Origin of the sequence: Burkholderia sp. BCC1644 (assembly GCF_902833225.1) — a bacterium.
In the GTDB taxonomy this organism is placed as follows: Bacteria; Pseudomonadota; Gammaproteobacteria; order Burkholderiales; family Burkholderiaceae; genus Burkholderia.
The window spans coordinates 62,947-85,542 of record NZ_CADFEI010000023.1; the positions used below are offsets into that span (position 1 = coordinate 62,947).

The window sequence follows — 22,596 nt, forward strand, 5'->3', positions numbered from 1 at the left end:
CCGGGCGATGCCGTGATCGCTAGACGACGGCGATGTCGTCCAGCGCATCGGGGGCGATCAGGTCGATCCGGTCCGTGCAGACCGCATCGACGCCCCAGCGTGCGAGTTCGCGCGCCCGTTCGAGGTCGTTCACCGTGTAAACCAGGATGCGCAACCCTGCCGCCTTGATCGCGCGCACGAGCGGTTCGTCGAGCCGTTTGTGGTCTGCATGCAACGATACGCAGCCGAGCGCGCCGACGACCTGCGCATGCCAGTCGTCCGGCACGGCTTCGTAGAGCATCCCGCGCGGCAGCGCCGGCACGGTCGCGCGCGCCTGCTGCAGCGCATCGAACGAGAACGACGACAGTAGCGGCGGCACCGCCGCATCGCGCCAGTACGCGGCCGCGTCGGCCGCCACGCGCTGCCCGGTCTCGCGCTCGCGCCCCGGGCACGGCTTGATCTCGACATTCGCGGCCAGCCCGTGCGCGATGCAGCGCGCCGCGGCCGCCTCGAGCGTCGGCATCCGCTCGCCCGCGAACCGCGCGTCGAGCCACGCGCCCGCGTCGAGCGCGGCCAGCGCCGCATAGCGCATGCCGGCCGCCGCACCCTGGCCGTTCGACGTCCGGTCGACCGTGTCGTCGTGCAGCAGGAACGTCACGTCGTCGGCCGACAGCTTCGCGTCGAACTCGACCATCCGGTGCCCGCGGCGCGCGCCCTCGTCCAGCGCGGCGAGCGTGTTCTCCGGCGCGAGCGTGCCGCCGCCGCGATGGGCGACGACGCGCGGATAGGGCCAGTCGGTGCGAAGGGTCATCGTCGGTCTCTCGGCTAGTGCAGCAGGCTCAACCGGCACGCTTGCCGGTCTCGGGATCGAAGAAATGCAGCCGGTGAGCAGGCAGCGCGGCCGCGAGCGCCGTGCCGCGCGCGGGACGGTCCGCGTGCGGCAGGCGCACCGCGACGTCGTGATTGCCCCAGCGGCCGTGCGCGAGATTGTCCGCGCCGAGCAGCTCGCACGAGTCGACCGGCAGCGTCGCCTGCGCGACGCCCGGCTGCGGCGTCATGTGCTCGGGACGCACGCCCAGCACCCAGTCGCGCCCCGTGGCGATCTCGGCTCCGATGCCGGGTGCGCCGGCAACCGGCAGCGCGGGGCCGCCGCCCGCGACCGTGAAGGTCGCGCCGTCTTCCGACAGCCGGCCGTGCATCAGGTTCATCGCCGGCGAGCCGATGAAGCCCGCGACGAACACCGTCGCCGGCTTCTCGTACACGTCGACCGGCGCGCCGATCTGCTCCGCGTAGCCACGGTTCATCACGATCACGCGTTGCGCGAGCGTCATCGCCTCGATCTGGTCGTGCGTCACGTAGACGCTCGTCGTCGCGAGCCGCGCATGCAGCCGCTGGATCTCGAGCCGCATCTGCACGCGCAGCTTCGCGTCGAGGTTCGACAACGGTTCGTCGAACAGGAACACCGACGGCTCGCGCACGATCGCGCGCCCCATCGCGACGCGCTGCCGCTGGCCGCCCGACAGCTCGCGCGGCCGCCGCGCAAGCAGCGGCTCCAGCTCGAGGATCTTCGCGGCCGCGGCCACTCGCGAATCGATCGTCGCACGCTCGATCCCGCGGATCTTCAGCCCGTAGCCCATGTTCTGCGCGACCGTCATGTGCGGATACAGCGCATAGTTCTGGAACACCATCGCGATGTCGCGATCCTTCGGCTCCAGCGTGTTGACGACACGCTCGCCGATCGCGATCTCGCCGTCCGATACGGACTCCAGCCCCGCGATCATCCGCAGCAACGTCGACTTGCCGCAGCCCGACGGGCCGACCAGCACGATGAATTCGCCGTCGGCGATCTCCACGTCGATGCCATGCAGCACGTGCTGCTTGCCGTCGTAGGATTTCCTGACGCCCTTCAAGCTCAGCGCAGCCATACCTGGTCCTTCTCCCGGTTACCGTCCATGGTTCATTTCTCGGAATCGACGAGGCCGCGCACGAACCAGCGCTGCATCGCCAGCACGACGACGAGCGGCGGGATCATCGCCAGCAGCGTCGCCGCCATCACGTATTGCCATTCGGTCGCGGCGTCGCCGCTCGCGATCATCGTCTTGATGCCCACCACCGCCGTCGACAGCGACGCTTCCGTCGTGATCAGGATCGGCCACAGATACTGGTTCCAGCCGTAGATGAACGTGATCACGAACAGCGCCGCGATACTCGTCTTCGACAGCGGCAGCACGACGTCCCAGAAGAAGCGCAGCGCCCCGGCGCCGTCGATGCGCGCGGCATCCATCAGCTCGTCGGGCAGCGTCATGAAGAACTGACGGAACAGGAACGTCGCGGTCGCCGAGGCGATCAGCGGCATCGTGAGCCCGGCGTACGTGTTCGTCAGGTGCAGCGTCGACACGACCTGCACGGTCGGAAAGATCCGCACTTCCACCGGCAGCATCAGCGTGATGAAGATCAGCCAGAACGCCGTGTTGCGAAACGGAAAGCGGAAGTAGACGATCGCGTACGCGGACAGGATCGACACCGCGATCTTGCCGACCGCGATGCCGAGCGCCATCGCGAAGCTGTTCACGAGCAGCCGGCCGAACGGCGCCGTCGTGCCGCCGCTGCCGTGCCCCCAGATGTACGCGATGTTCTCGAACAGGTGCGTGCTCGGCACGAGCGACAGCGGCACCGTGAACACCTCCTGCGCGTTCATCGTCGCCGCGCAGAACGCGACGTAGACGGGGAACACGATCAGCACGACGCCCGCGATCAGCACCGCGTGGCAGAACAGGTCGAAGCCCTTGCGATTTTCGATCATGCGTATTGCACCCTGCGTTCGACGAAGCGGAACTGGATCACCGTGAGCCCGACGACAATGATCATCAGCACGACCGACTGCGCGCCCGAGCTGCCGATGTCGAGCCCCTGGAAGCCCTCCGCGAAGATCTTGTAGATCAGCGTCTTCGTGCTTTGCGCCGGGCCGCCGCCGGTGGCCGCGTCGATCACCGGGAACGTGTCGAAGAACGCGTAGACGAGGTTCACGACCAGCAGGAAGAAACTGGTGGGCGACAGCAGCGGCAGCGCGATGTTGAAGAAGCGCCGCACCGGCCCGGCGCCGTCGATCGCCGCCGCCTCGATCAACGAGCGCGGGATCGCCTGCAGGCCCGCGTAGAAGAACAGGAAGTTGTAGCTCACCTGCTTCCACACCGATGCCAGCACGACGAGAAACATCGCCTGCCCGCCGTTCAGCGCGTGGTTCCACACGATGCCGCCCTTCGCCAGCGCGTAGGTAATCAGGCCGATGCTCGGGTTGAACAGGAACGCCCACAGCACGGCCGCGATCGTCGGAGCAACCGCGTACGGCCAGATCAGCAGCGTGCGGTACACGCGCGCGCCGCGGGTCACGCGATCGGCGCACGCGGCGAGCAGCAGCGACACGACGAGCCCGCTCACCGTGACGAGCCCGCTGAACACGAGCGTCGTGCGAAACGAATCGAGATAGAGCGGATCGGCGAACAGGTGCGTGAAGTTCGCGAAGCCGACGAATTCGCTCGATGTGCCGAACGCGTCCTGCATCTGCGTCGACTGCCACAGCGCGACGCCGGCCGGCCACAGGAAGAACACGGCGGTGATCGCGAGCTGCGGCGCGATCAGCAGGTACGGCACCAGGCTCGTACCGAAACGGGAACGGGATTGCATCGCGGATATCCGGTCAGGCGAAACGGAAAGGAAACCGCGCCGCCGGCCGGTACGCGCTCGCGCGCGATGCCGCCGGCGGCACGAAGCGATGCGTGCTCAGCCGCCCGACTTCTCGAAGCGGCGCAGCAGTTCGTCACCACGCGACGCGGCCGAATCGAGCGCGTCCTTCGGCGACTTCTTCTGCGCCCAGACCTGCTCGAACTCCTCGTCGACGACCGTGCGGATCTGCGGCATGTTGCCCAGGCGCAGCCCCTTCGTGTACGGCAGCGGCGGCTTGTTCAGCATCTGCTTGATCGCGGTTTCGGCGCTCGGGTTCTTCGCGTAGAAGCCCTGTTCGCGCGTCAGGTCGTACGCCGCCTTGGTGACCGGCAGGTAGCCCGTGTCCTGGTGCCACTTCGCGGCGACGGCCGGCGAAGCGAGGTACGCGAGGAATTTCGCGACGCCCTTGTAGGTCGCCGGATCCTTGCCGGCCAGCACCCACAGGCTCGCGCCACCGATGATCGCGTTCTGCGGTGCGCCCTTCACGTTCGCGTCGTACGGCATCATGCCGGTGCCGTAGCTGAACTTCGCGAACTTCTGCACGTTCGCGAGCGCGCCCGACGACGTCGTCATGATCCCGCAGTCGCCGCTGTAGAACTTCGCCGACGCCTCATCCTTGCGCCCCGCGTACGTGAACGTGCCGTCCTTCGCCATCTGCTGCAGGAACGAGACGTGCGCGATCTGCTGCGGCTTGTTGAATTCGAGCACCGCGTCGGTGCCGTCGAAGCCGTTGTTGCGGCTCGCGAACGGCAGCCCGTGCCACGCGCTGTAGTTCTCGAGCTGGATCCAGCCCTGCCAGCCGGTCGTGAAGCCGCATGCCATCCCCGACTTGCGCAGCTTCTCGGCATCGGCCTTCACGTCGGCCCACGTCTTCGGCGGCTGGTTCGGATCGAGGCCGGCCTTCTTGAACGCATCCTTGTTGTAGTACAGCACCGGCGTCGAGCTGTTGAACGGCATCGACACGAGATGGCCCGTCTTCGCATCGCTGTAGTAGCTCGCGATGGTCGGCACGAATGCCTTTTCGTCGAGCGGCACGCCGGCCTGCTTGAACACGTCGGAGACCGGCACGACGGCCTTCTTCGCCTGCATCATCGTGGCCGTGCCGACTTCGTAGACCTGGAGGATCGCCGGCGCGTTGCCGCTGCGATACGCGGCGATGCCGGCCGCGAGCGCCTGGTCGTAAGTGCCCTTGAAGACCGGCACGATCTTGTAGTCGCTTTGCGACGCGTTGAACTGGTCGGCGATCGCATTGACCCGCTCGCCGAGCGCGGCCTCCATCGCATGCCAGAACTGAATTTCCGTCGCGGCGAGCGCCACGTGCTGTACCCCGAACATCAGCGCGCCGCCGAGCGCGATCGAACGAACCAGTGTCCCCGCAGGCTTCTTCTTCATCGACCTCTCTCCTATGAAAACGTTACCAACAGCGTGTGCAACATTCCCGTCGCCATTGAACCGGCGAAGTCTAGTGATCGTTTGTGACAGTCAGTTGTCGCTGATGACGAACAGGCGCTGATATTCCTTCAGCGCGAAGCGGTCGGTCATGCCGGCGATGTAGTGCGCGACGAGGCGCGGCTGATGGGCCGCGTCGTCGGACTGGTACGGCGGCGGCAGCAGGCGCGGGTCGTCGATGAATGCGTCGAACAGCCCCGTGACGACGCGCTGCGCCTTGCTCGCCATGCGCATCACCTTGTAGTGGCGATACAGGTTCTTGAACAGGAAGCGCTTGAGCGCGGCCGCCTGCGCGGCGACCATCACGCTGTGAGACACCAGCGGCGGCGCGGCGCGCACGTCGTCGAGCGATGCAGGCGCGACGCGCACGAGGTTGCGCGTCGTCTCGTCGATCAGGTCGACGATCAGCGTGTTGATGATGCGGCGCACCGTCTCATGCACGAGACGGCGGCCTTCGAGGTGCGGGAATTCGGCGAGTGCCGCTTCATAGTGGCGCTGCCACAGCTCGACTTCGGCAAGCTGCTCGATCGTGATCAGGCCGGAACGCAGGCCGTCGTCGACGTCGTGGTTGTTGTACGCGATTTCGTCCGCGATGTTCGCGAGCTGCGCTTCGAGCGACGGCTGCCGGCCGTGCAGGAAACGCTCGCCGAGCGCGCCGAGCTTGCGCGCATTGTCGCGCGAGCAGTGTTTCAGGATGCCTTCGCGCGTCTCGAAGCACAGGTTCAGCCCGTTGAACGCGCCGTAGTGCTCCTCGAGCTCGTCGACGACCGCCAGGCTCTGCAGGTTGTGCTCGAAGCCGCCGTGGTCACGCATGCACGCATTCAGCGCGTCCTGTCCGGCATGGCCAAACGGTGTGTGGCCGAGATCGTGCGCGAGCGAGATCGCTTCGACCAGATCCTCGTTCAGGCGCAGGTTGCGCGCAACCGAGCGGGCGATCTGCGCGACTTCGAGGCTGTGCGTGAGGCGCGTACGGAACAGGTCGCCTTCGTGATTGACGAAGACCTGCGTCTTGTATTCGAGCCGGCGGAACGCGGTCGAATGGACGATGCGGTCGCGGTCGCGCTGGAATTCGGTGCGCGCCGCCGGCGGGGTTTCCGGATGGCGGCGGCCGCGCGACTGCGACGCGTGTGCGGCATACGGAGCGAGATGGGCTTCCAGCGCCGCCAGCGTCGGCGGCTCGGCCACCGGCGCAGCGGATGCGCGGCTGGCTTCGGGCAGTGTGCTGCTGGATGTCTCGCTCACGTCTCCTCCATGTCAGGGGCTCCGGGGCATCCGGGCCGCCGTTAGCGGGTCGTCTGCGCCAGTGTAGCGAACACGGCTTCGTCTGGCGCCTCCGTGATCAGCGTATCGCCGAATCGCTTCAGCAGGATGAACTTGATCGCGCCAGCCTCGGCCTTCTTGTCGACGCGCATCAGGTCCATGTAGCGCGCGTCGCCGAGCGCAGGCCCGCGGGTCGGCAGACGCGCGGCCGCGATCACCGCGTCGAGGCGCTGCCGCGACGCTTCGTCGAGCAGGCCGAGCCGCGCCGACAGATCACCCGCCATCACCATCCCGCAGCCGACCGCCTCGCCGTGCAGCCACTCGCCGTAGCCGAGCCCGGCCTCGATCGCGTGGCCGAACGTGTGGCCGAAATTCAGGATTGCGCGCAGGCCGCCTTCACGCTCGTCGGCCGCGACGACGCTCGCCTTGATCTCGCACGAACGCTTCACCGCGTGCGCGAGCGCGGCCGGGTCGCGACGGTTCAGCGCGTCGACGTTCGCCTCGATCCAGTCGAAGAATGCCGCATCGGCAATCGCGCCGGTCTTGATGACTTCGGCGACGCCGGCCGCCAGTTCGCGATCGGGCAGCGTCGTCAGCGCGCCGATGTCCGCGATCACGGCCTGCGGCTGGTAGAACGCGCCGATCATGTTCTTGCCGAGCGGGTGGTTGATGCCCGTCTTGCCGCCGACCGACGAATCGACCTGCGACAGCAGCGTCGTCGGCACCTGGATGAATGGCACCCCGCGCATGTAGCACGCGGCGGCAAAGCCCGTCATGTCGCCGATCACGCCGCCGCCGAGCGCGACGAGCGTCGTCTTGCGATCTGCGCGTTCGGTCAGCAGGCCGTCGAAGATCAGGTTCAGCGTTTCCCAGTTCTTGTACGCCTCGCCGTCCGGCAGCACGACCGTCGAGACGCGCTTGCCGAGCGGCGCAAGCGCCGCGCGCAGCGCGTCGCCGTAGAGCGGATCGACCGTCGTGTTCGTGACGATCGTGACGGACGAGCCCTTGATGTGAGGCGCGAACAGCTCGGTGCGGCCGATCAGGCCGGCACCAATGTGAATCGGATAGGCGCGGTCGCCCAGATCGACGTTGACAGTAATCATGCTTGTAGCGGCTTGGCGATGACGCCCGCCAGTTCGAGTTGCATCAACACCATGTTGACGAGGCCGTTGACCGACGGACGGCCGGTCTCGATGACGAAATCCGCGCATTCGCGGTACAGCGGGTCGCGCACTTCGTACAGCGCTTCGAGACGCCCCTTCGGGTCTTCGGTCTGCAACAGCGGGCGGTTCTTGTCCTTGCGCGTGCGCAGCCACAGATCGTGCGGATTGGCGCGCAGGTAGATGACGATGCCGTTGCTTTTCAGGCAGTCGCGATTTTCCGGGCGCAGCACTGCGCCGCCGCCCGTCGCGAGCACGATGTTCTCGCGCTGCGTGAGATCGGTGATCACCTGCGTTTCGCGATCGCGAAACCCGGCCTCGCCTTCCAGCTCGAAGATCACCGGAATGCGCGCGCCCGTGCGGGCCTCGATTTCGTGGTCGGAGTCGAAGAACGTCCTGTCGAGACGACGCGCGACCGCACGGCCCACGGTGGTCTTACCCGCTCCCATAAGGCCGACGAAAAATACGTTTGCATGTGGGTCCCGCGCTTGCAACGGCTTCCTCTGCTTCAATCTTGCTGGTGTGTGGCGCAGCTTACTGGCAAAGCGGCTGCCTTGTCGAGCCTGCGCCGGCGGCTTCCGGCCCCGTTTTATCGGCATCCGCGTCGCCCGCGCCGAGCGCATCGCAGCGCGCATCGACGACGGTCGGCGTGATGAACACGACCAGTTCGTTGCGCTGGTCGCGCTGCGCGCGGTGCCGGAAAAGCGCGCCCAGAAACGGTATTTTGCCCAAGAGCGGCACGCGCGTCACATCGTTCCGGTTCAGTTGTTCATAGATACCACCGATCGCGACCGTCCCGCCATTCTCGACCTCGACACGCGTCTGTACATGCTTCGTATGGATGGCGGGGCCGGCCGCCGTCGGCTCGCCGACGCTGTCCTTCGTCACGTCCAGGTCGAGCACCACGCGCCCGTCGGGCGTGATCTGCGGCTCGACCTCGAGCTTGAGCGTCGCGCGGCGGAACTGCACACCGCTCATGCCGTTGCCCACCTTCGCCTGGTACGGCAGCTCGGAACCTTGCTCGACGATCGCCTTGACGCGGTCGGCCGTCACGACGCGCGGCCGCGAAACGATCTGACCCCGCCCTTGCGCCTCGAGCGCACTCAGTTCGATGTCGAGTACGCGGCTGAGCGGCGCGGCGAACAGCGTAAAGCCGGCGGTCGCCGCGTCGAAGCCGCCGAGCGGCCGCGCGGCCAGATCGAGCGCGTTGCGCGCATCGGCCGCGAACGTGGTGCTCTCGCCCGCCGACGGCCGCCCCTGCGCCCGCAGCGCGACGCGTGCGCCGAGGTTGCGCGAGAAGCCCTGCTCACCCTCGACGATGCGGGCCTCGATCCGGACCTGCCGAGACGGCCGGTCGATCGCGTCGATCAGACCCGCGATCTGCGCAATGCGCGGCGCGAGATCGGTGACGAACAGCAGGTTCGTGCGCGGATCGGCCGCCGCAGCGCCGCGTTTCGACAGCAGGCGCTGGCCAGTCGCGCCGGCCAGCAGCCGTTGCACGTCCTGCGCGCGTGGGTAGTGCAGCGCGAACGTGCGGCTCGCCAGCGGCTCCAGATCGGCGGCCCGCGCATGCATTTCGAAGCGCTCGCGCTCACGGGCGGCCAGTTCGGCCGCCGGCGTGACCCAGATCACGTTGCCGCGCCGGGACATCGCGAGCCCATGCGTGTCGAGCAGCGTGTCGAAAGCCTCGCGCCAGCGGACATTGTTCAGACGTAACGTGACCGTGCCGCGCACCTGCTCGCCGACGACGATATTGAGCCCCGTGAACCGCGCGAACGCGTCGAACGCAGCCGCGAGCCCGGCGCCCTGCAGATTCAGCGAGATCCGCCGCGCGTCGTCCGCATCGCCGGGTTGCCGGGCCGTGGCGTCGCTCATCCGGGCCGGCGGCGCCAACGGGATCGGCGGCCCCTCCAGCTGCGGTGCCGGTACAGCGGGTTCCGCCTGAAGTGCCGCGCGAGCGGCCTGGTCGAACGGCGGCGGGCCGGCTTCCTCCGATACCGCGTGGTCCACCCCGCCCACCCTGCCGTGCGGCAGCGGCAAACTCGGCACCGGCGCCTCCATCGACGCGGCGGGCCAGGCTGCCGGCAGCGGCGGCAACGACGCGCCGGCACTGGCCGCCGTCAATCCGGCCCAGACGACGAGCACCCGACGGCCGTACTTCGTCATGACCGCCCTCCGTCGTTCATGACGACCCGGTGCGCCCCGTCCGCCATCGCGAGCATCACCGCCGCGGGCTCGACGCGCACCACGCGGGCCGCCCCGAGCGCTTCGCCGGGCGCCACGGCCGTGAACGCGCCATCGCCGTCATCGAACAAAGCGAGACCGGCACGCGCGTCGCGAATCGTGCCGGCGAGGCGGGCCGCCATTCCATCGGCTTCACCGCCGAACGGATCGGCGTCGAGCGCAGCAGCCTGAAGCGGCACCGTGCCGCCCGCGGGCGATGCGGCCCGCAGCGCCGGAAACATGTCGACAGACATGTCCATCCGCGTCGCCTGCATGCCTCGCTCGACACGCAGCGCCGACGGCACCGCCAGCACCGGAAAGCGCGCCAGCCCGCCGACCATCTTCGACAATGCGCGAAAGCCGCCGTCCGCGACGATGCGCACGGTGCGCCGGCCCTCCGGTGCCGCGCCATCGAGACGCTGCGGCTCGATCGATATACCGTTCAGCCCGCTCGACGCGGCGAGATCGGCCAGTCCCAGCATCAGCGCAGCCCATTCCGGCGTAGGCGACGCGTGGTCGTCATGCGCCGGCGCAGGATGCGCACCGAGCCGGCGTCCCGCAGACTCGAGGACGCGCTGCGCGTCGGCCGCACGCCCCTGCACTGCAGCCAGCAACGCGCGGCTATGCGCGAGCCCGCTCCAGTCGGCCGCATTTGCCAGATGAATGCCGCCTGCCAGCACGGCCACGAACGCCAGTACGCAGCCGGCGGCATGCATTACCCGCGGCGAGACGCGCGGCATGCCGCCCAGCCGCGCATTGTCACGCGGCGCAGGCCAATGTGTGATCGCCGTCATGCGCCACCTCCCGACGCCGTCCGCGACGGCATCGCATCGTGCCAGCGCAACTGAACCGAGAACCGGAACGGCATCCCGACCAGCGGGCTCCCCGCACTCGACACAGGCGCCAACGCATCCACGTCGATCCGCCAGTCACGCTGCTCGCGCGCCATCCCGGCGAGCCAACGCGCGGCCGCCCGGTAGCTCGTGGTCCGCACATCGAGCACGGCCCCGGCCGGTGTCGTGCGCAGCGCGTCGAGCCGGACGCCGTCGTCGCGCACCTGCGCCAGTGTCGCCAGCAGCCCTGCGACACGCCCATGCGGCGCGGCAAGCGTCGCTGCCTGCGCGTCACGCCGCGCGATGACGGCCGCCGCATCGGCGGCGCGCATCGCGGCATTCACCTGCGGCTGCAACTGCCGCAGCCGCGTCTCCACGCTTGCGCGCGCGGCATCCGTGCGCCACCGCATCCAGGTGGCCGCGCCCGTCCACAGCGCGGCGCCAAGCACGCCGAGCAGGATCGCCGCCCCGCACTGCGCAGCCCGGCGACGCCGCAGCGCATGTGCCAGTCGCTCGCGGTGCGGCAGCAGGTTGAAGCCGCCCAGTGCCGCCTGACCGGCCGTCATTCCCACACCCCGCGCAACGCCAGCCCGAACGCAACAGCAAATGCCGGGCCGCCCGGCATGCCGGCGGGCGGACCCGGCTGCCCGTCCCAGCCCGTGCAGTCGAACGGCACCACCGCCAAGCCGAGCACGTCGCCGATCTCGGCGACGGACGTATCGAAGCGTGCGATATTCCGTTCGTCGCCGGCGACGAACACACAACGCACTGCGCCGAGCGCGCGCCGGCGCAGTGCATCGGGGAGCGCCTCCGGCAACGTGTCGGTCAGCGTGAGCACCGGGACCGCCAACGACCCGTCGATTCGCCAGCCGCGCACACCCGAGTCGCAGAACCAGAGCGCGGCGTAGGAGCCTTGCGCGTCGAGTTCGAACTGCGCGGCATAGCGCAACGCGCGCAGCATGGCGGCCGACTCGCCATCGACCGCCGTGAGGTCGATACCGGCCTGCGCCGCCACATCGACCCGCCGCTCCAGCAGCGCCAGCGGGGCCACGGCCACCGCGATCTCGCCGGATCGCGCGCCGCCGTGCTGCCGCCAGTCGAACGCGAAACTGTCCGGCGCCAGCCCCGAGATACGCTCGGCCGCCTGCCGCGCGGCGTCCGGGATGTCGTGACGCCCGGCCAGGTCGAGCGTCGCCGTACGAATCTCGTCATCGTGCAGTGCCATCACGCCGCGCGCGTCGCACCGCACGTCGGCCGCCGACAGCCGCGCGACGGCTGCCGCCAGCGCACGCGCGACCGCGGCCCAGCGCGCGTCTTCCGGCCCACCCGCCAACCCGACCGGCTCCCGCTCCAGCCCCTCGACCCGCACATCCGCGACCCGGCCGCGCCGGCTCAGCACGGCCACCCTGACCTCGTCCGCGCCGACGTCGATTCCCGTCGACCGGTACCTGCCCTGCGCAAACTGCGCTACCCAACGTCCCGCCATTCCAGCCTCCCGAAATCGTCGCGGCCCATGCCGCGTTTCCGAGACCTGATTCTGCAAAGCGGCGCGCGTGACCGACAGTCGGCCAAACGGCCAGCAATGGCTGGCGGCGGCCGTGCGCAGGCCATACTGGCGGCACGCCGACCCGCGGCTTTCCTGCGGGCGGCCCCCGCGTCAGGACCGGTCTTACCGGGCAGCTATAATCGCGGGACTGTTTTCCGGTATGCCTATGCAATCCACGACTCCTACGTCCCCGCCTCCTGCCCCGGCGCCGAAGAAGCGGCCCTGGTGGCAAAAAGTCCTGCTCGGCTTCGCCGCGATGTGCGTGGCCCTCGTCGTGGCCGGCGGCCTCGTGCTCGGCTACGCGCTCGTCGTCGCCTGGCCGAACATGCCGTCGCTCGACGCACTGACCGACTATCGCCCGAAGGTGCCGCTGCGCATCTATACGTCCGATCACGTGCTGATCGGCGAATTCGGCGAGGAGCGCCGCGACGTCGTCCATTTCAAGGACGTGCCCGACTCGCTGAAGAAGGCGATCCTCGCGATCGAGGACGCACGCTTCTACGATCACGGCGGCGTCGACCTCACCGGCATCGTCCGCGCCGGCATCGTCGCGCTGACGAACGGCCACGCGTCGCAGGGCGCGAGCACGATCACGATGCAGGTCGCCCGTAACTTCTTCCTGTCGAGCGAGAAGACCTACACGCGCAAGATCTACGAGATGCTGCTCGCTTACCGGATCGAGCGCGCGCTGACGAAGGATCAGATTCTCGAGGTCTACATGAATCAGATCTATCTCGGCCAGCGCGCGTACGGCTTCGCGAGCGCCGCGCGGGTCTATTTCGGCAAGGACCTGAAGGACATCACGCTCGCGGAAGCGGCGATGCTCGCGGGGCTGCCGAAGGCGCCGTCCGCGTACAACCCGGTCGTCAATCCGAAGCGCGCGAAGGTGCGCCAGGAATACATCCTGCAGCGGATGCTCGAGCTGAACTTCATCACGCGCGAGCAGTACGACGAAGCCGTCGCGCAACCGCTCGTCGTCAAGGGCCCGGGACGCGATTTCAGCGTGCATGCCGAGTACGTCGCGGAAATGGTCAGACAGATGATGTACGCGCAGTACCGCGAGGAAACCTACACGCGCGGCTTCAACGTCGTCACGACGATCGATTCCGCGGACCAGCAGGTCGCGTACACCGCGTTGCGCAAGGGCATCATGGATTACGAGCGCCGCCACGGCTATCGCGGGCCGGAAAGCTTCATCGAACTGCCCGCCGGCGCCGACGACCGCGAACAGGCGATCGACGACGCGCTGCTCGAACACCCCGACAACGGCGAGCTGATTGCGGCGGTCGTCACGGCCGCGAGCCCGCGCCAGATCACGGTGGCATTCATCGACGGCAGCACGGCGACGGTCGAGGGCGACAACCTGCGCTTCGCATCGGGCGCGCTGTCGGCCAACGCGCAGCCGAATCGCCGCATCCGCCCCGGTGCGATCGTCCGCGTCGTGAAGAACGACACCGGCAAATGGTCGATCACGCAGTTGCCGCAGGTCGAAGGCGCGTTCCTGTCGATCATCCCGCAGGACGGCGCGATCCGCTCGCTCGTCGGCGGCTTCGACTACAACAAGAACAAGTTCAACCACGTCACGCAGGCGTGGCGGCAGCCGGGTTCGTCGTTCAAGCCGTTCATCTACTCGGCGTCGCTCGACAAGGGCCTCGGGCCCGCAACCGTGATCAACGACGGCCCGCTGTACTTCAGCGCCGCCGAAACGGGCGGCCAGCCGTGGGAGCCGAAGAACTACGGCGGCGGCTTCGAAGGCCCGATGTCGATGCGCACCGCGCTGCAGCGCTCGCGCAACCTCGTGTCGATCCGGATCCTGAACCACATCGGCACGAAGTACGCGCAGCAGTACATCACGCGCTTCGGCTTCGACGCCGAGCGCCACCCGGCCTACCTGCCGATGGCGCTCGGCGCGGGCCAGGTCACGCCGCTGCAGATGGCCGGCGCGTACTCGGTGTTCGCGAACGGCGGCTACCGCGTCAATCCGTACCTGATCGCCGAAGTCACCGATCCGAACGGCGCGATCGTCGCGCGCGCGCAGCCGCTCGTCGCCGAGCAGAACGCGCCACGCGCGATCGACGCGCGCAACGCGTACGTGATGAACAGCCTGCTGCAGAGCGTCGCGCAACGCGGCACGGGCGCGCGGACCAACGTCCTGAAGCGCACCGACCTCGCGGGCAAGACCGGCACGACGAACGACTCGCACGACGCGTGGTTCGCCGGCTACCAGCACACGCTCGCCGCGATCGCGTGGATCGGCTACGACAATCCGCGCAGCCTCGGCGATCGCGAAACGGGCGGCGGCCTGTCGCTGCCGGTCTGGATCGAGTACATGGGCGCGGCGCTGAAGGGCGTGCCCGAGTTCAAGCCGACGGTACCCGAAGGTGTCGAGTCGCTCGGCAGCGAGCTGTACTTCACCGATTTCACGCCGGGTCACGGCTTCGTGTCGACGGTCGGCGTACCGCAGGCGCCGGCCGCGCAGAACGCCGACGAAGCCGTGCCGCACGTCGACGAGCAGGAGAAGCAGGACATCATGAACCTGTTCCGCGGCCACTGACACCCGGCCCGGACATGAAAAAAGCGCCCCGAGGGGCGCTTTTTCTTTGGCTGCGACGCTCGGGGTCCGGCACCCCGGCGCGTCACATGCTGAACGTGATCGGCAGGCCGGCCTGCTGGGTCGCGTATTCGGTGAGCGCCGAGAAGAACTCGGTGCCCGTGCGCGTGTCGCGCCATTCGCCGTCGATGAATCGGTAGTGGAATCCGCCCGCCTTCGCGGCGATCCACACTTCCTTCATCGGCGGCTGCAGGTTGACGATGATCTTCGAGCCGTTCTCGAACGTCAGCGTCAGGACGCTGCCGTTACGCTCCAGATCGATGTCGTGGTCGCCATCGTTCGCGGTGTCGACGGTACGCTCGACGGCCATCAGTACGGCCTCGGCACGGGTCAGGTATTCGGTATCGGACATGCTAAACTCTATCGGTTCAATTGTTCAGGGACGATCATGCGAGTCGTTTTCCGGATGAGCGCGATTGTAGCGGCTTTGGCGATTCTTGCCGGCTGCGGTCAAAGCGGCGCGCTCTATCTGCCCACCGTGCCTCCGATGCCCAAGCCACTCCAGCAGCAGAATACGCCGCCGTCGGACGTGAAACCGACCGATGAAAACGCATCGTCCGACGACACACCCGACACGTCGGGCTCGCCGCTGATGCTGTCGCCCGAGCTGTCGAGCGGCGCATCGGCCGTGCCCGCACCGGCATCGAGCCCGGCCGCGAAGTAACGGCGCAACGCCGCTCGCGCGGCAGGCGAAACAAGGCGATGGCTTCACGGTCATCGCCTTTTGTTTTTCGGGCTGCGCCGTCACGCGCGCACTCGCCGCCATCCCCACGCGATCAGCCGCCAACCGAGCAGCACGGCGACGACCGCCGCGTAAAGCTTCGGCTGCGCGAGATTGTGCTTGCCGGCCCGCATCCACCAGAAGTGCAGCACACCGAACAGTGCGACCGCGTAGATCGCGCGATGCAGCGTCGCCCAGTGGCGGCCGAGCCGGCGCACCATCGCGCGCGTCGACGTCGCGGCGAGCGGGATCAGCAGCACGAACGCGGCGAAGCCGACCGTGATGAACGGACGCTTGCCGACGTCCTTCAGGATCGCGAAGACGTCGAACCACTTGTCGAACCACAGGTAGGTCGTGAAGTGCAGCGTCGCGTAAAAGAACGCGAACAGCCCGATCATCCGGCGAAAACGCAGCAGCGCGGCGAACCCCGTCATGCGCCGCAGCGGCGTGACGGCGAGCGTGATGCACAACAAGACGAGCGTCCAGAGGCCCGTCGAGCGCGTGATGAATTCGATCGGATTCGCGCCGAGCCGGTCAGTCAGCCCGAACAGCACGAGACGCGCGAGCGGATACAGACCGGCCGCGAACACCAGCACCTTGGCCGGCGCGAGCCAGCGCGGCGCGGCGGGACGGACTGCACCGGCCCGCGTCGTGCGTGCGGCAGGTCCGGCGCCGGCGGCACGCGCGGGCGTGAGCGTCGAAGGAGGCATGTCGTTTCTCACTGTCGCGCTCAGAAGTTCTTCTTCAGGTCCATGCCCTGATACATCGACGCGACGAGATCGCCGTAGCCGTTGAACATCAGTGTCTTGCGCTTCGGCGTGAAGAAACCGTCCTCGCCGATGCGCCGCTCGGTCGCCTGGCTCCAGCGTGGATGATCGACGTTCGGGTTCACGTTCGAATAGAAGCCGTACTCGTTCGACGCATAGGTGTTCCAGCTCGTCTTCGGCTCTTTGTCGACGAAGCGGATCTTCACGAGCGACTTCGCGCTCTTGAAACCATACTTCCACGGCACGACGATCCGCACCGGCGCACCGTTCTGGTTCGGCAGCACCTGCCCGTAGACGCCCATCGTCAGCAGCGTCAGCGGGTTCATCGCCTCATCCATCCGCAGCCCTTCCGAATACGGCCAGTCGAGCACCGGCGTCGACAGGCCCGGCATCTGCGATGGATCGGCGAGCGTGATGAACTGCACGTATTTCGCGTTGCCGGTCGGCTGTACCCGCTTGATCAGCTCGGACAGCGGCACGCCGATCCACGGGATCACCATCGACCACCCTTCGACGCAGCGCAACCGGTACACACGCTCCTCGAGCGGCGCGAGCTTCAGCAGTTCGTCGAGATCGAACACTTTCGGGTGCAGCACCTCACCCTCGACGCTCACGCGCCACGGGCGCGGCCGCAGCGTACCGGCGTTCTGCGCCGGGTCGCTCTTGTCGGTACCGAATTCGTAGAAGTTGTTGTAGGACGTGATGTCCTTGAACGGCGTCACCTTGTCGGCGGCGACGAACTTCGGGTTCGTCTTGGCCGCGAGCTTCGCCGCCCGCGCGTCCGGCGACGCATACGCGGCGAATGCCGCGTTGCCGGTGCCAAACAGGCCACCCGCCGCCGCGAGGCCAGCTGCCTGCAACACGCGCCGCCGGCTCTCGAATACCGTGCGCGGCGTGATCTCGCCGGGCGAAATATCACCGCCGGTCAGTACGTTCCGCAAAGGGCGTTTGATCCACATCGTGCAGCTCCTCCTGCATGCGCGGCGCGCATGCTTCATGAGCGTTCGACCCGGCCCATCATGCGCCGTTCGACGCCCGGTTCGCCCGCCCGTTACAAAGCAAAACCGCCGGGCACGCAGTGCACCGGCGGTTCGATAGTCGGACGAGCGGCGGAAATCTTACAGCTTGCCGTAGCTGTGCAGCCCGGACAGGAACATGTTGACGCCGAGGAACGCGAACGTCGTGACCAGCAGGCCCGTGAGCGCCCACCAGGCGGCGACCGCGCCGCGCAGGCCCTTCATCAATCGCATGTGCAGCCACGCCGCGTAGTTCAGCCACACGATCAGCGCCCAGGTTTCCTTCGGATCCCAGCTCCAGTAGCCGCCCCACGCCTCGGCTGCCCACAATGCGCCGAGGATCGTCGCAATCGTGAAGAACGCGAAACCGACCGCGATCGACTTGTACATCACGTCGTCGAGCACTTCGAGCGTCGGCAGACGATCGGCAAGCACGCCGCGCTCCTTCATCAGGTACGCGACCGACACCATCGCCGACAGCGCGAAGCTTCCGTAGCCGATGAAGTTCGCCGGCACGTGGATCTTCATCCACCAGCTTTGCAGCGCCGGCACGAGCGGCTGGATCTGCTGCGCATCGCGTGCGACCGAGTACCACATCAGGAAGCCGACTGCCGCGCTGATGACCAGCAGCACGAAGGCGCCGAGCGAACGCGTGCCGTAGTGGCCTTCGTAGTACAGATACAGCAGGGCGGTGATCAGGCTGAACAGGACGAACACTTCATAGAGGTTCGACACGGGGATGTGGCCGACGTCCGCACCGATCAGGTAGGACTCGTACCAGCGCACCATCAGCCCCGTGAAGCCCATCAGCACGGCGACCCACGTGAGCTTCTGGCCGATCGCCGCACCCGTTTCCGAGCGCGCGAGCAGGCCGATCCAGTAGAAGATCGTCGCGAGCACGAACAGCGCGCTCATCCACAGGATCGCCGACTGGCTCGACAGGAAGTACTTGAGGAAGAACGCCGAATCGGCGCGCGCGAGATCGCCCTGGTAGATCTGGATCGACAGCAGCGACAGCACGGCGATCGACGCCATCATCAGCCGGGCGGGCTTCCAGCGCCAGCCGAGCGCGACGAGCGCCGGCACGGTGCCGATCATCACCGCCTTGTCGTAGTAATCCATGTGCGCGTTGTAGTGCACGAGCGCATAGCCCGCGCCCACCACGAGCGCCAGCGCGAACAGCCAGTCGAACAGCGACAGGCGCGCGAGGAAAGGACGGTCGTCGAACAGCGGCGACGAAACCGGCGCCTGGGCCGACGCCGCACGGGAAGAGGAAACTTGCGTGAGATCCATGATGTTACCGGGTGGAATTCTCGGAATCGGAACCGCTGCCGGCAGGCGGGCGGGCCGTCGAAGCCGCACCGGTGGGCGCGGCGTCGCGAGGTGCGGCGCGCAAGGCGACGCCGGCCGCGTCGCGCGTCTGCACGAATTCTTTCTCGAAATCGAAGGTCTTGCGGGCCGTGGACATCGCCATCACCACATCGACGCCCGAACCGGCGTCCTTCAGCCAGAACCAGAGGCGCCGCTCGCGCACGTAGAACATCGAGAAGATGCCGGCGACCAGCAGCAGGCTGCCAAGATACACCAGATTCTTGCCGGGTGCGCGCGTCAACTGAAATACCGAAGCTTGCACCTGCTTGAATGAGTCAAGCTGCAAATAGACCGGCGATCCATACAAAAAGCTGTCGGATAGCGCATTGATCGCGTTCTGCACGAAGCGAACCGTCTCGGCGCCGTTCTGGGCGGCCGGCTCGCCGGCACGCTCGCGCGCGATCTGCCAGACCTCCCACATCGAGCCTTCGAGCATCCGCAGCAGCAGGCTCGCCGCCTTCTCCTGCTCAGCCTTCGGCACCGAGCGGTCGATGAACGTCGCCACCGCCTGGAAGCCGCCGACCGGCTGGCCGTCGGCGCCGCGGCCGACACTGTCGTCGCTCGCAGCAAAAAGGGTCAGCACCTTCGACGCACTGTCCTGCAGGCGGCCGCGCAGCGACGCGTCGGTGCCCGGCAGCGACCGCTGCGCGAAGCGCGAGGCGGCCTCGGTGCGCACGGCCGGATCCTCCAGCGCGGCGCGCAGGCGCATCCATTCGCCGATCGAATCCTGGCTGTCGGCCGGGATCCGCATGTAGCGGAACGGATCGTTCGGGCTCGCGCGCACGCCGGCGAGGAACACACGCTCGCCGTTCATGTCGACGGGCAGCATGTAGTTGTTGAATTCGCGCGCCTGACCGTCCTTGCCGCGGATCTTGTACTGCACCGACGGTCCGATGTTGTGGAGCTGCGTCGGCTTCGACGACTTCGCGCCCGAGCCGAGCCGCTCGTCGAACACTTCCTTGAGCGAGCTCGTCGTCGCGACGCCGCGCACGTCCGGCTTGCCGTTCGCGTCGGCCATGTTCTCGACGTTGATCGCGCGGAAATCGGAGAACTCGATCGTGTCGCCATCGGCGCCCGGCACCTGCAGCGGGGCCGAACTGCCGATCGTGCCCTTCACGGGGACGGTCGTCGCATTGCCGCCCGTCATCGGGTAGGCCGTCATCTGCATCTGCGAGCCGCCGTCCTGGAAGCTCGACTGGTAGATCGACACGCCCTTGTACGTGAACGGCTTGTTGACCTCGACGCGCGCCGGGATCTTCTGGCCGGTCTCGCGATCGATCACGACGATGTCGCTCGCGAACAGCTTCGGCATGCCCGTCGTGTAGTAGTCGACGATGAACTTGTTGAGCTGGATCGAGAACGGCAGGTCCTGGATCAGCGAGCCGCTCGGCTGGTTCAGGATCGCGGTCGACACGAACTGGCCCTCGGGCACCCACGCGTAGCCGCGGAACGTCGGGTTCGACGCGGACAGTCGATGGTCGGGCGAGATCTCGCTGATCGTCGCGCTCGTGTTGACCGGGCTCTTGCCGAACATCCACATCTGGAATTTGATCGGCAGGTTGCTGTCGAGCAGGCCGCCGATACAGATCACGACGATCGCGAGGTGGGCGGAAATGTAGCCCCACTTGGTCATCGCACCGCGCTTCGCGGAGATCAGCGTCGCGCCGTCGGTTTCACGCACGACGTGCTTGTAGCCGGCCTTGGTGACGAACGTGGCGAGCGTCGCCGCGACGGTCGCACGCGTGCCGGAAGCCGAGTACTCCGCCTTGTGGTGGAACGCGCGCAAGCTGCCTTCGCGGACCTTGTCCTTCCAGCTCTTCGCATCGGCAAGCATCTTCGGCGCGTTGCGGATCACGCACAGCGAGATCGACGTGACGAGGAAGATCAGGATCAGCATGAACCACCACGCGCTGTACACGTTGTACAGGCCGAGCGAGCGGAAGATGTCCGCCCAGAACGGCCCGAACTGGTTCACGTAGTTCGGATACGGATCGTCCTGGGTCAGGACCGTACCGATGATGCTCGCGATCGACAGCACCACCAGCAGCGCAATTGCGAAGCGCATCGAGCTCAACAGCTCGACCGCGCGCTTCGACGCACCCTGACCCGACTTCGACTGCAACCCCGACGTGGTAACGCTCATTCAAACTCCGACTAAGGGGAAACAGCCCCTACGCTCACTATTTCGCTTGGGGGACGCAGCCCCCATCGCCCTGCAAGCCTCTCCAGCCCGACTTGGCCCGGCGAGTGCCAACAAAAAAGGGCAAGGCGGCCGCAACGGTGCGGCGCCCCACCCTTTTCTTGTTCTGACTCCGGCCGCCCTTCGGGCGACCGGTCATTCCCTTCGCGACCGGCTGGTCAACGCAGGCCCGCGATGTAATCCGCGACGGCCTTGATCTCGTTGTCCGACAGGCGCGTGGCGATCTGATGCATCGCCTCGTTGTTGTTGCGCGCGCCGGCACCCTGCTGGAACGCGGTCAACTGCGCGACCGTGTAATCGGCCCACTGCCCCGACAGACGCGGATACTGGACCGGCATCCCCTGGCCCGTCGGCCCGTGGCAGCTCGCGCAGGCAGGAACGCCCTTCTCCGCGATGCCGCCGCGATAGATCTTCTGGCCGACCGGCACGGTCGCCGCATCGCGTGCGGTACCGAGCTTCGTCGTCTGCGACCCGTAGTACGCGGCGACGTTGCGCATGTCGTCCGCGCTCAACGCGCTCGCGAATCCGACCATCACCGCGTTGTTACGCACCGGCCCCTTCGCGCCCGGCTGCGCCTTGAAGTCGTTCAACTGCTTGACCAGATATTCGGGATGCTGGCCGGCCAGCTTCGGGAAGCTGCCCGACGCGCTATTGCCGTCGGCGCCGTGACACGACGCGCAGACCTGCCCGGCAATCGCCTTGCCGCGGTCGAGATCCGGCTTTGCCGCATCCGCCGCGTTTGCCTCCGCTACGAAACCTACGAACCCTGCTGCAACCTGAAGCACCATCAGAGACTTGCACAGTCGATTCATTCGCACACCCTGTTTCGTCTTGTGGGAATTTGAGGTTCTGCAAAAAACGACGGCGTTCAGTCTACCGCAGAAGCTACATAAAAGCGCGAGGCAGGCGCCCGGTAGCCTTCGGTAAAACCGCCGTATTGTACAATATCGTGTTGAAAGCTCCGGCGCCTATCGGGGCTACCCCGCCTCCACCAAGCGGCTTGCGCCGCCCGTCCTTCCGGTTCCCATGGCCTTTCTGCTCCATCAAGCCCGTTTCTACACGACCGTCAACCATCTGCGCGACCTGCCGCCGACGGTCCAGCCGGAAATCGCGTTCGCGGGCCGCTCGAATGCCGGTAAATCGACGGCGATCAACGTGCTGTGCAACCAGAAGCGGCTGGCCTTCGCGTCGAAGACGCCCGGCCGCACGCAGCATATCAACTACTTCTCCGTCGGCCCGGCCGCCGAGCCCGTCGCGAACCTCGTCGACCTGCCCGGCTACGGCTACGCGGAAGTGCCCGGCGCCGCCAAGGCGCACTGGGAGATGCTGCTGTCGTCCTACCTCGCGACGCGCTCGCAGCTCTGCGGCCTGATCCTGATGATGGATTCGCGCCGTCCGCTGACCGACCTCGATCGCCGCATGATCGAGTGGTTCGCGCCGACCGGCAAGCCGATCCACACGCTGCTGACCAAGTGCGACAAATTGACGCGCCAGGAAAGCATCAATGCGCTGCGGACCACGCAAAAGGGGCTCGATGCGTATCGCGACCAGGGCGTTCAGGGCAAGCTGACGGTCCAGCTGTTCTCCGCGCTGAAGCGCACGGGGCTCGACGAGGCGCACGAGCTGATCGAGAGCTGGCTGCGGCCGTCCGTCGCCGACGAAGAAAGCGAGCCTGTAGCACAATGATCGGGCAACGCGCGGCCGGGTTCGGCGGCGCGCACCTGACGGCGCCTGCGG

At 67.3% G+C, this 22,596-nt stretch carries 21 protein-coding genes; 3 read left to right on the top strand and 18 right to left on the bottom strand.

Annotated features, from left to right (window positions below; all coding sequences use genetic code 11):
- Nucleotides 1-19: 19 nt before the first annotated feature.
- The 12 genes from ugpQ to HWX87_RS32985 form a co-directional block, all read right to left on the bottom strand.
- On the bottom strand, nucleotides 20-790 hold the full coding sequence (gene ugpQ / locus HWX87_RS32930) for a glycerophosphodiester phosphodiesterase (RefSeq protein ID WP_176051102.1): 771 nt from the start codon (nucleotides 788-790) through the stop codon (nucleotides 20-22).
- A gap of 28 nt (nucleotides 791-818) precedes the next feature.
- Nucleotides 819-1,904 (bottom strand): sn-glycerol-3-phosphate import ATP-binding protein UgpC, encoded by a 1,086-nt coding sequence (locus HWX87_RS32935; RefSeq protein WP_176051103.1) that lies wholly within the window; start codon nucleotides 1,902-1,904, stop codon nucleotides 819-821.
- 32 nt (nucleotides 1,905-1,936) lie between these two features.
- The gene (ugpE, locus tag HWX87_RS32940) at nucleotides 1,937-2,782 is read right to left on the bottom strand and encodes a sn-glycerol-3-phosphate ABC transporter permease UgpE (RefSeq protein WP_176051104.1); all 846 of its coding nucleotides are present in this window, start codon (nucleotides 2,780-2,782) and stop codon (nucleotides 1,937-1,939) included.
- Complete coding sequence (ugpA, locus tag HWX87_RS32945) at nucleotides 2,779-3,663, bottom strand: sn-glycerol-3-phosphate ABC transporter permease UgpA (protein ID WP_176051105.1); 885 nt, start codon at nucleotides 3,661-3,663, stop codon at nucleotides 2,779-2,781. Before ugpA ends, ugpE begins: the two co-directional genes overlap by 4 nt.
- 96 nt (nucleotides 3,664-3,759) lie before the next feature.
- Entirely contained in the window at nucleotides 3,760-5,094 is a 1,335-nt protein-coding gene (gene ugpB / locus HWX87_RS32950) for a sn-glycerol-3-phosphate ABC transporter substrate-binding protein UgpB (RefSeq protein WP_176051106.1), read from the bottom strand.
- A gap of 90 nt (nucleotides 5,095-5,184) precedes the next feature.
- Nucleotides 5,185-6,369: a deoxyguanosinetriphosphate triphosphohydrolase gene (locus HWX87_RS32955; RefSeq protein WP_244137803.1), complete on the bottom strand. Its 1,185-nt coding sequence runs from the start codon at nucleotides 6,367-6,369 to the stop codon at nucleotides 5,185-5,187.
- A gap of 65 nt (nucleotides 6,370-6,434) precedes the next feature.
- The gene (aroB, locus tag HWX87_RS32960) at nucleotides 6,435-7,514 is read right to left on the bottom strand and encodes a 3-dehydroquinate synthase (protein WP_176051108.1); all 1,080 of its coding nucleotides are present in this window, start codon (nucleotides 7,512-7,514) and stop codon (nucleotides 6,435-6,437) included.
- Entirely contained in the window at nucleotides 7,511-8,065 is a 555-nt protein-coding gene (locus HWX87_RS32965) for a shikimate kinase (protein WP_176051133.1), read from the bottom strand. The genes aroB and HWX87_RS32965 overlap by 4 nt, the downstream gene beginning before the upstream one ends.
- A 40-nt stretch (nucleotides 8,066-8,105) precedes the next feature.
- On the bottom strand, nucleotides 8,106-9,737 hold the full coding sequence (gene pilQ, locus HWX87_RS32970) for a type IV pilus secretin PilQ (protein ID WP_176051109.1): 1,632 nt from the start codon (nucleotides 9,735-9,737) through the stop codon (nucleotides 8,106-8,108).
- Entirely contained in the window at nucleotides 9,734-10,588 is an 855-nt protein-coding gene (locus HWX87_RS32975) for a pilus assembly protein (RefSeq protein ID WP_176051110.1), read from the bottom strand. Before HWX87_RS32975 ends, pilQ begins: the two co-directional genes overlap by 4 nt.
- On the bottom strand, nucleotides 10,585-11,193 hold the full coding sequence (locus HWX87_RS32980; protein WP_176051111.1) for a fimbrial protein: 609 nt from the start codon (nucleotides 11,191-11,193) through the stop codon (nucleotides 10,585-10,587). The genes HWX87_RS32975 and HWX87_RS32980 overlap by 4 nt, the downstream gene beginning before the upstream one ends.
- Nucleotides 11,190-12,113, bottom strand: a complete 924-nt coding sequence (locus tag HWX87_RS32985) for a competence protein ComA (RefSeq protein WP_176051112.1) — start codon at nucleotides 12,111-12,113, stop codon at nucleotides 11,190-11,192. The genes HWX87_RS32980 and HWX87_RS32985 overlap by 4 nt, the downstream gene beginning before the upstream one ends.
- A 220-nt stretch (nucleotides 12,114-12,333) precedes the next feature.
- Here HWX87_RS32985 and HWX87_RS32990 point away from each other — a divergent pair, with 220 nt between their 5' ends.
- On the top strand, nucleotides 12,334-14,727 hold the full coding sequence (locus tag HWX87_RS32990; protein WP_176051113.1) for a penicillin-binding protein 1A: 2,394 nt from the start codon (nucleotides 12,334-12,336) through the stop codon (nucleotides 14,725-14,727).
- Nucleotides 14,728-14,809: 82 nt separating this feature from the next.
- Here the strand turns inward: HWX87_RS32990 and cyaY are convergent, their stop codons facing one another.
- On the bottom strand, nucleotides 14,810-15,136 hold the full coding sequence (gene cyaY, locus HWX87_RS32995) for an iron donor protein CyaY (protein WP_176051114.1): 327 nt from the start codon (nucleotides 15,134-15,136) through the stop codon (nucleotides 14,810-14,812).
- 36 nt (nucleotides 15,137-15,172) lie between these two features.
- Here cyaY and HWX87_RS33000 point away from each other — a divergent pair, with 36 nt between their 5' ends.
- The gene (locus HWX87_RS33000; RefSeq protein ID WP_176051115.1) at nucleotides 15,173-15,448 is read left to right on the top strand and encodes a lipoprotein; all 276 of its coding nucleotides are present in this window, start codon (nucleotides 15,173-15,175) and stop codon (nucleotides 15,446-15,448) included.
- Nucleotides 15,449-15,528: 80 nt separating this feature from the next.
- Here the strand turns inward: HWX87_RS33000 and msrQ are convergent, their stop codons facing one another.
- The 5 genes from msrQ to HWX87_RS33025 all read right to left on the bottom strand — a co-directional run bounded on the left by msrQ (nucleotide 15,529) and on the right by HWX87_RS33025 (nucleotide 21,671).
- Nucleotides 15,529-16,215, bottom strand: coding sequence for a protein-methionine-sulfoxide reductase heme-binding subunit MsrQ (gene msrQ, locus HWX87_RS33005; protein ID WP_176051116.1), 687 nt, complete (start codon nucleotides 16,213-16,215; stop codon nucleotides 15,529-15,531).
- Nucleotides 16,216-16,235: 20 nt separating this feature from the next.
- Complete coding sequence (gene msrP, locus HWX87_RS33010; protein WP_176051117.1) at nucleotides 16,236-17,231, bottom strand: protein-methionine-sulfoxide reductase catalytic subunit MsrP; 996 nt, start codon at nucleotides 17,229-17,231, stop codon at nucleotides 16,236-16,238.
- A gap of 159 nt (nucleotides 17,232-17,390) precedes the next feature.
- Nucleotides 17,391-18,581, bottom strand: coding sequence for a c-type cytochrome biogenesis protein CcsB (gene ccsB, locus HWX87_RS33015; RefSeq protein ID WP_176051118.1), 1,191 nt, complete (start codon nucleotides 18,579-18,581; stop codon nucleotides 17,391-17,393).
- A 4-nt stretch (nucleotides 18,582-18,585) separates the two neighbouring features.
- Nucleotides 18,586-20,802 (bottom strand): cytochrome c biogenesis protein ResB, encoded by a 2,217-nt coding sequence (locus HWX87_RS33020; RefSeq protein ID WP_176051119.1) that lies wholly within the window; start codon nucleotides 20,800-20,802, stop codon nucleotides 18,586-18,588.
- A 215-nt stretch (nucleotides 20,803-21,017) separates the two neighbouring features.
- A complete protein-coding gene (locus tag HWX87_RS33025) occupies nucleotides 21,018-21,671 on the bottom strand; it encodes a c-type cytochrome (protein ID WP_176051134.1) in 654 nt (217 codons plus the stop codon).
- Between the two features lie 214 nt (nucleotides 21,672-21,885).
- Here HWX87_RS33025 and yihA point away from each other — a divergent pair, with 214 nt between their 5' ends.
- Complete coding sequence (yihA, locus tag HWX87_RS33030; RefSeq protein ID WP_176051120.1) at nucleotides 21,886-22,545, top strand: ribosome biogenesis GTP-binding protein YihA/YsxC; 660 nt, start codon at nucleotides 21,886-21,888, stop codon at nucleotides 22,543-22,545.
- Nucleotides 22,546-22,596 lie beyond the last annotated feature (51 nt).

Excerpts from the sequence above, each read along its gene's own strand:
- ugpQ (WP_176051102.1), bottom strand. The coding sequence starts at position 790 with ATGACCCTTCGCACCGACTGGCCCTATCCGCGCGTCGTCGCCCATCGC.
- HWX87_RS32935 (WP_176051103.1), bottom strand. The coding sequence starts at position 1,904 with ATGGCTGCGCTGAGCTTGAAGGGCGTCAGGAAATCCTACGACGGCAAG.
- ugpE (WP_176051104.1), bottom strand. The coding sequence starts at position 2,782 with ATGATCGAAAATCGCAAGGGCTTCGACCTGTTCTGCCACGCGGTGCTG.
- ugpA (WP_176051105.1), bottom strand. The coding sequence starts at position 3,663 with ATGCAATCCCGTTCCCGTTTCGGTACGAGCCTGGTGCCGTACCTGCTG.
- ugpB (WP_176051106.1), bottom strand. The coding sequence starts at position 5,094 with ATGAAGAAGAAGCCTGCGGGGACACTGGTTCGTTCGATCGCGCTCGGC.
- aroB (WP_176051108.1), bottom strand. The coding sequence starts at position 7,514 with ATGATTACTGTCAACGTCGATCTGGGCGACCGCGCCTATCCGATTCAC.
- pilQ (WP_176051109.1), bottom strand. The coding sequence starts at position 9,737 with ATGACGAAGTACGGCCGTCGGGTGCTCGTCGTCTGGGCCGGATTGACG.
- HWX87_RS32975 (WP_176051110.1), bottom strand. The coding sequence starts at position 10,588 with ATGACGGCGATCACACATTGGCCTGCGCCGCGTGACAATGCGCGGCTG.
- HWX87_RS32980 (WP_176051111.1), bottom strand. The coding sequence starts at position 11,193 with ATGACGGCCGGTCAGGCGGCACTGGGCGGCTTCAACCTGCTGCCGCAC.
- HWX87_RS32985 (WP_176051112.1), bottom strand. The coding sequence starts at position 12,113 with ATGGCGGGACGTTGGGTAGCGCAGTTTGCGCAGGGCAGGTACCGGTCG.
- HWX87_RS32990 (WP_176051113.1), top strand. The coding sequence starts at position 12,334 with ATGCCTATGCAATCCACGACTCCTACGTCCCCGCCTCCTGCCCCGGCG.
- cyaY (WP_176051114.1), bottom strand. The coding sequence starts at position 15,136 with ATGTCCGATACCGAATACCTGACCCGTGCCGAGGCCGTACTGATGGCC.
- HWX87_RS33000 (WP_176051115.1), top strand. The coding sequence starts at position 15,173 with ATGCGAGTCGTTTTCCGGATGAGCGCGATTGTAGCGGCTTTGGCGATT.
- msrQ (WP_176051116.1), bottom strand. The coding sequence starts at position 16,215 with ATGCCTCCTTCGACGCTCACGCCCGCGCGTGCCGCCGGCGCCGGACCT.
- msrP (WP_176051117.1), bottom strand. The coding sequence starts at position 17,231 with ATGTGGATCAAACGCCCTTTGCGGAACGTACTGACCGGCGGTGATATT.
- ccsB (WP_176051118.1), bottom strand. The coding sequence starts at position 18,581 with ATGGATCTCACGCAAGTTTCCTCTTCCCGTGCGGCGTCGGCCCAGGCG.
- HWX87_RS33020 (WP_176051119.1), bottom strand. The coding sequence starts at position 20,802 with ATGAGCGTTACCACGTCGGGGTTGCAGTCGAAGTCGGGTCAGGGTGCG.
- HWX87_RS33025 (WP_176051134.1), bottom strand. The coding sequence starts at position 21,671 with ATGAATCGACTGTGCAAGTCTCTGATGGTGCTTCAGGTTGCAGCAGGG.
- yihA (WP_176051120.1), top strand. The coding sequence starts at position 21,886 with ATGGCCTTTCTGCTCCATCAAGCCCGTTTCTACACGACCGTCAACCAT.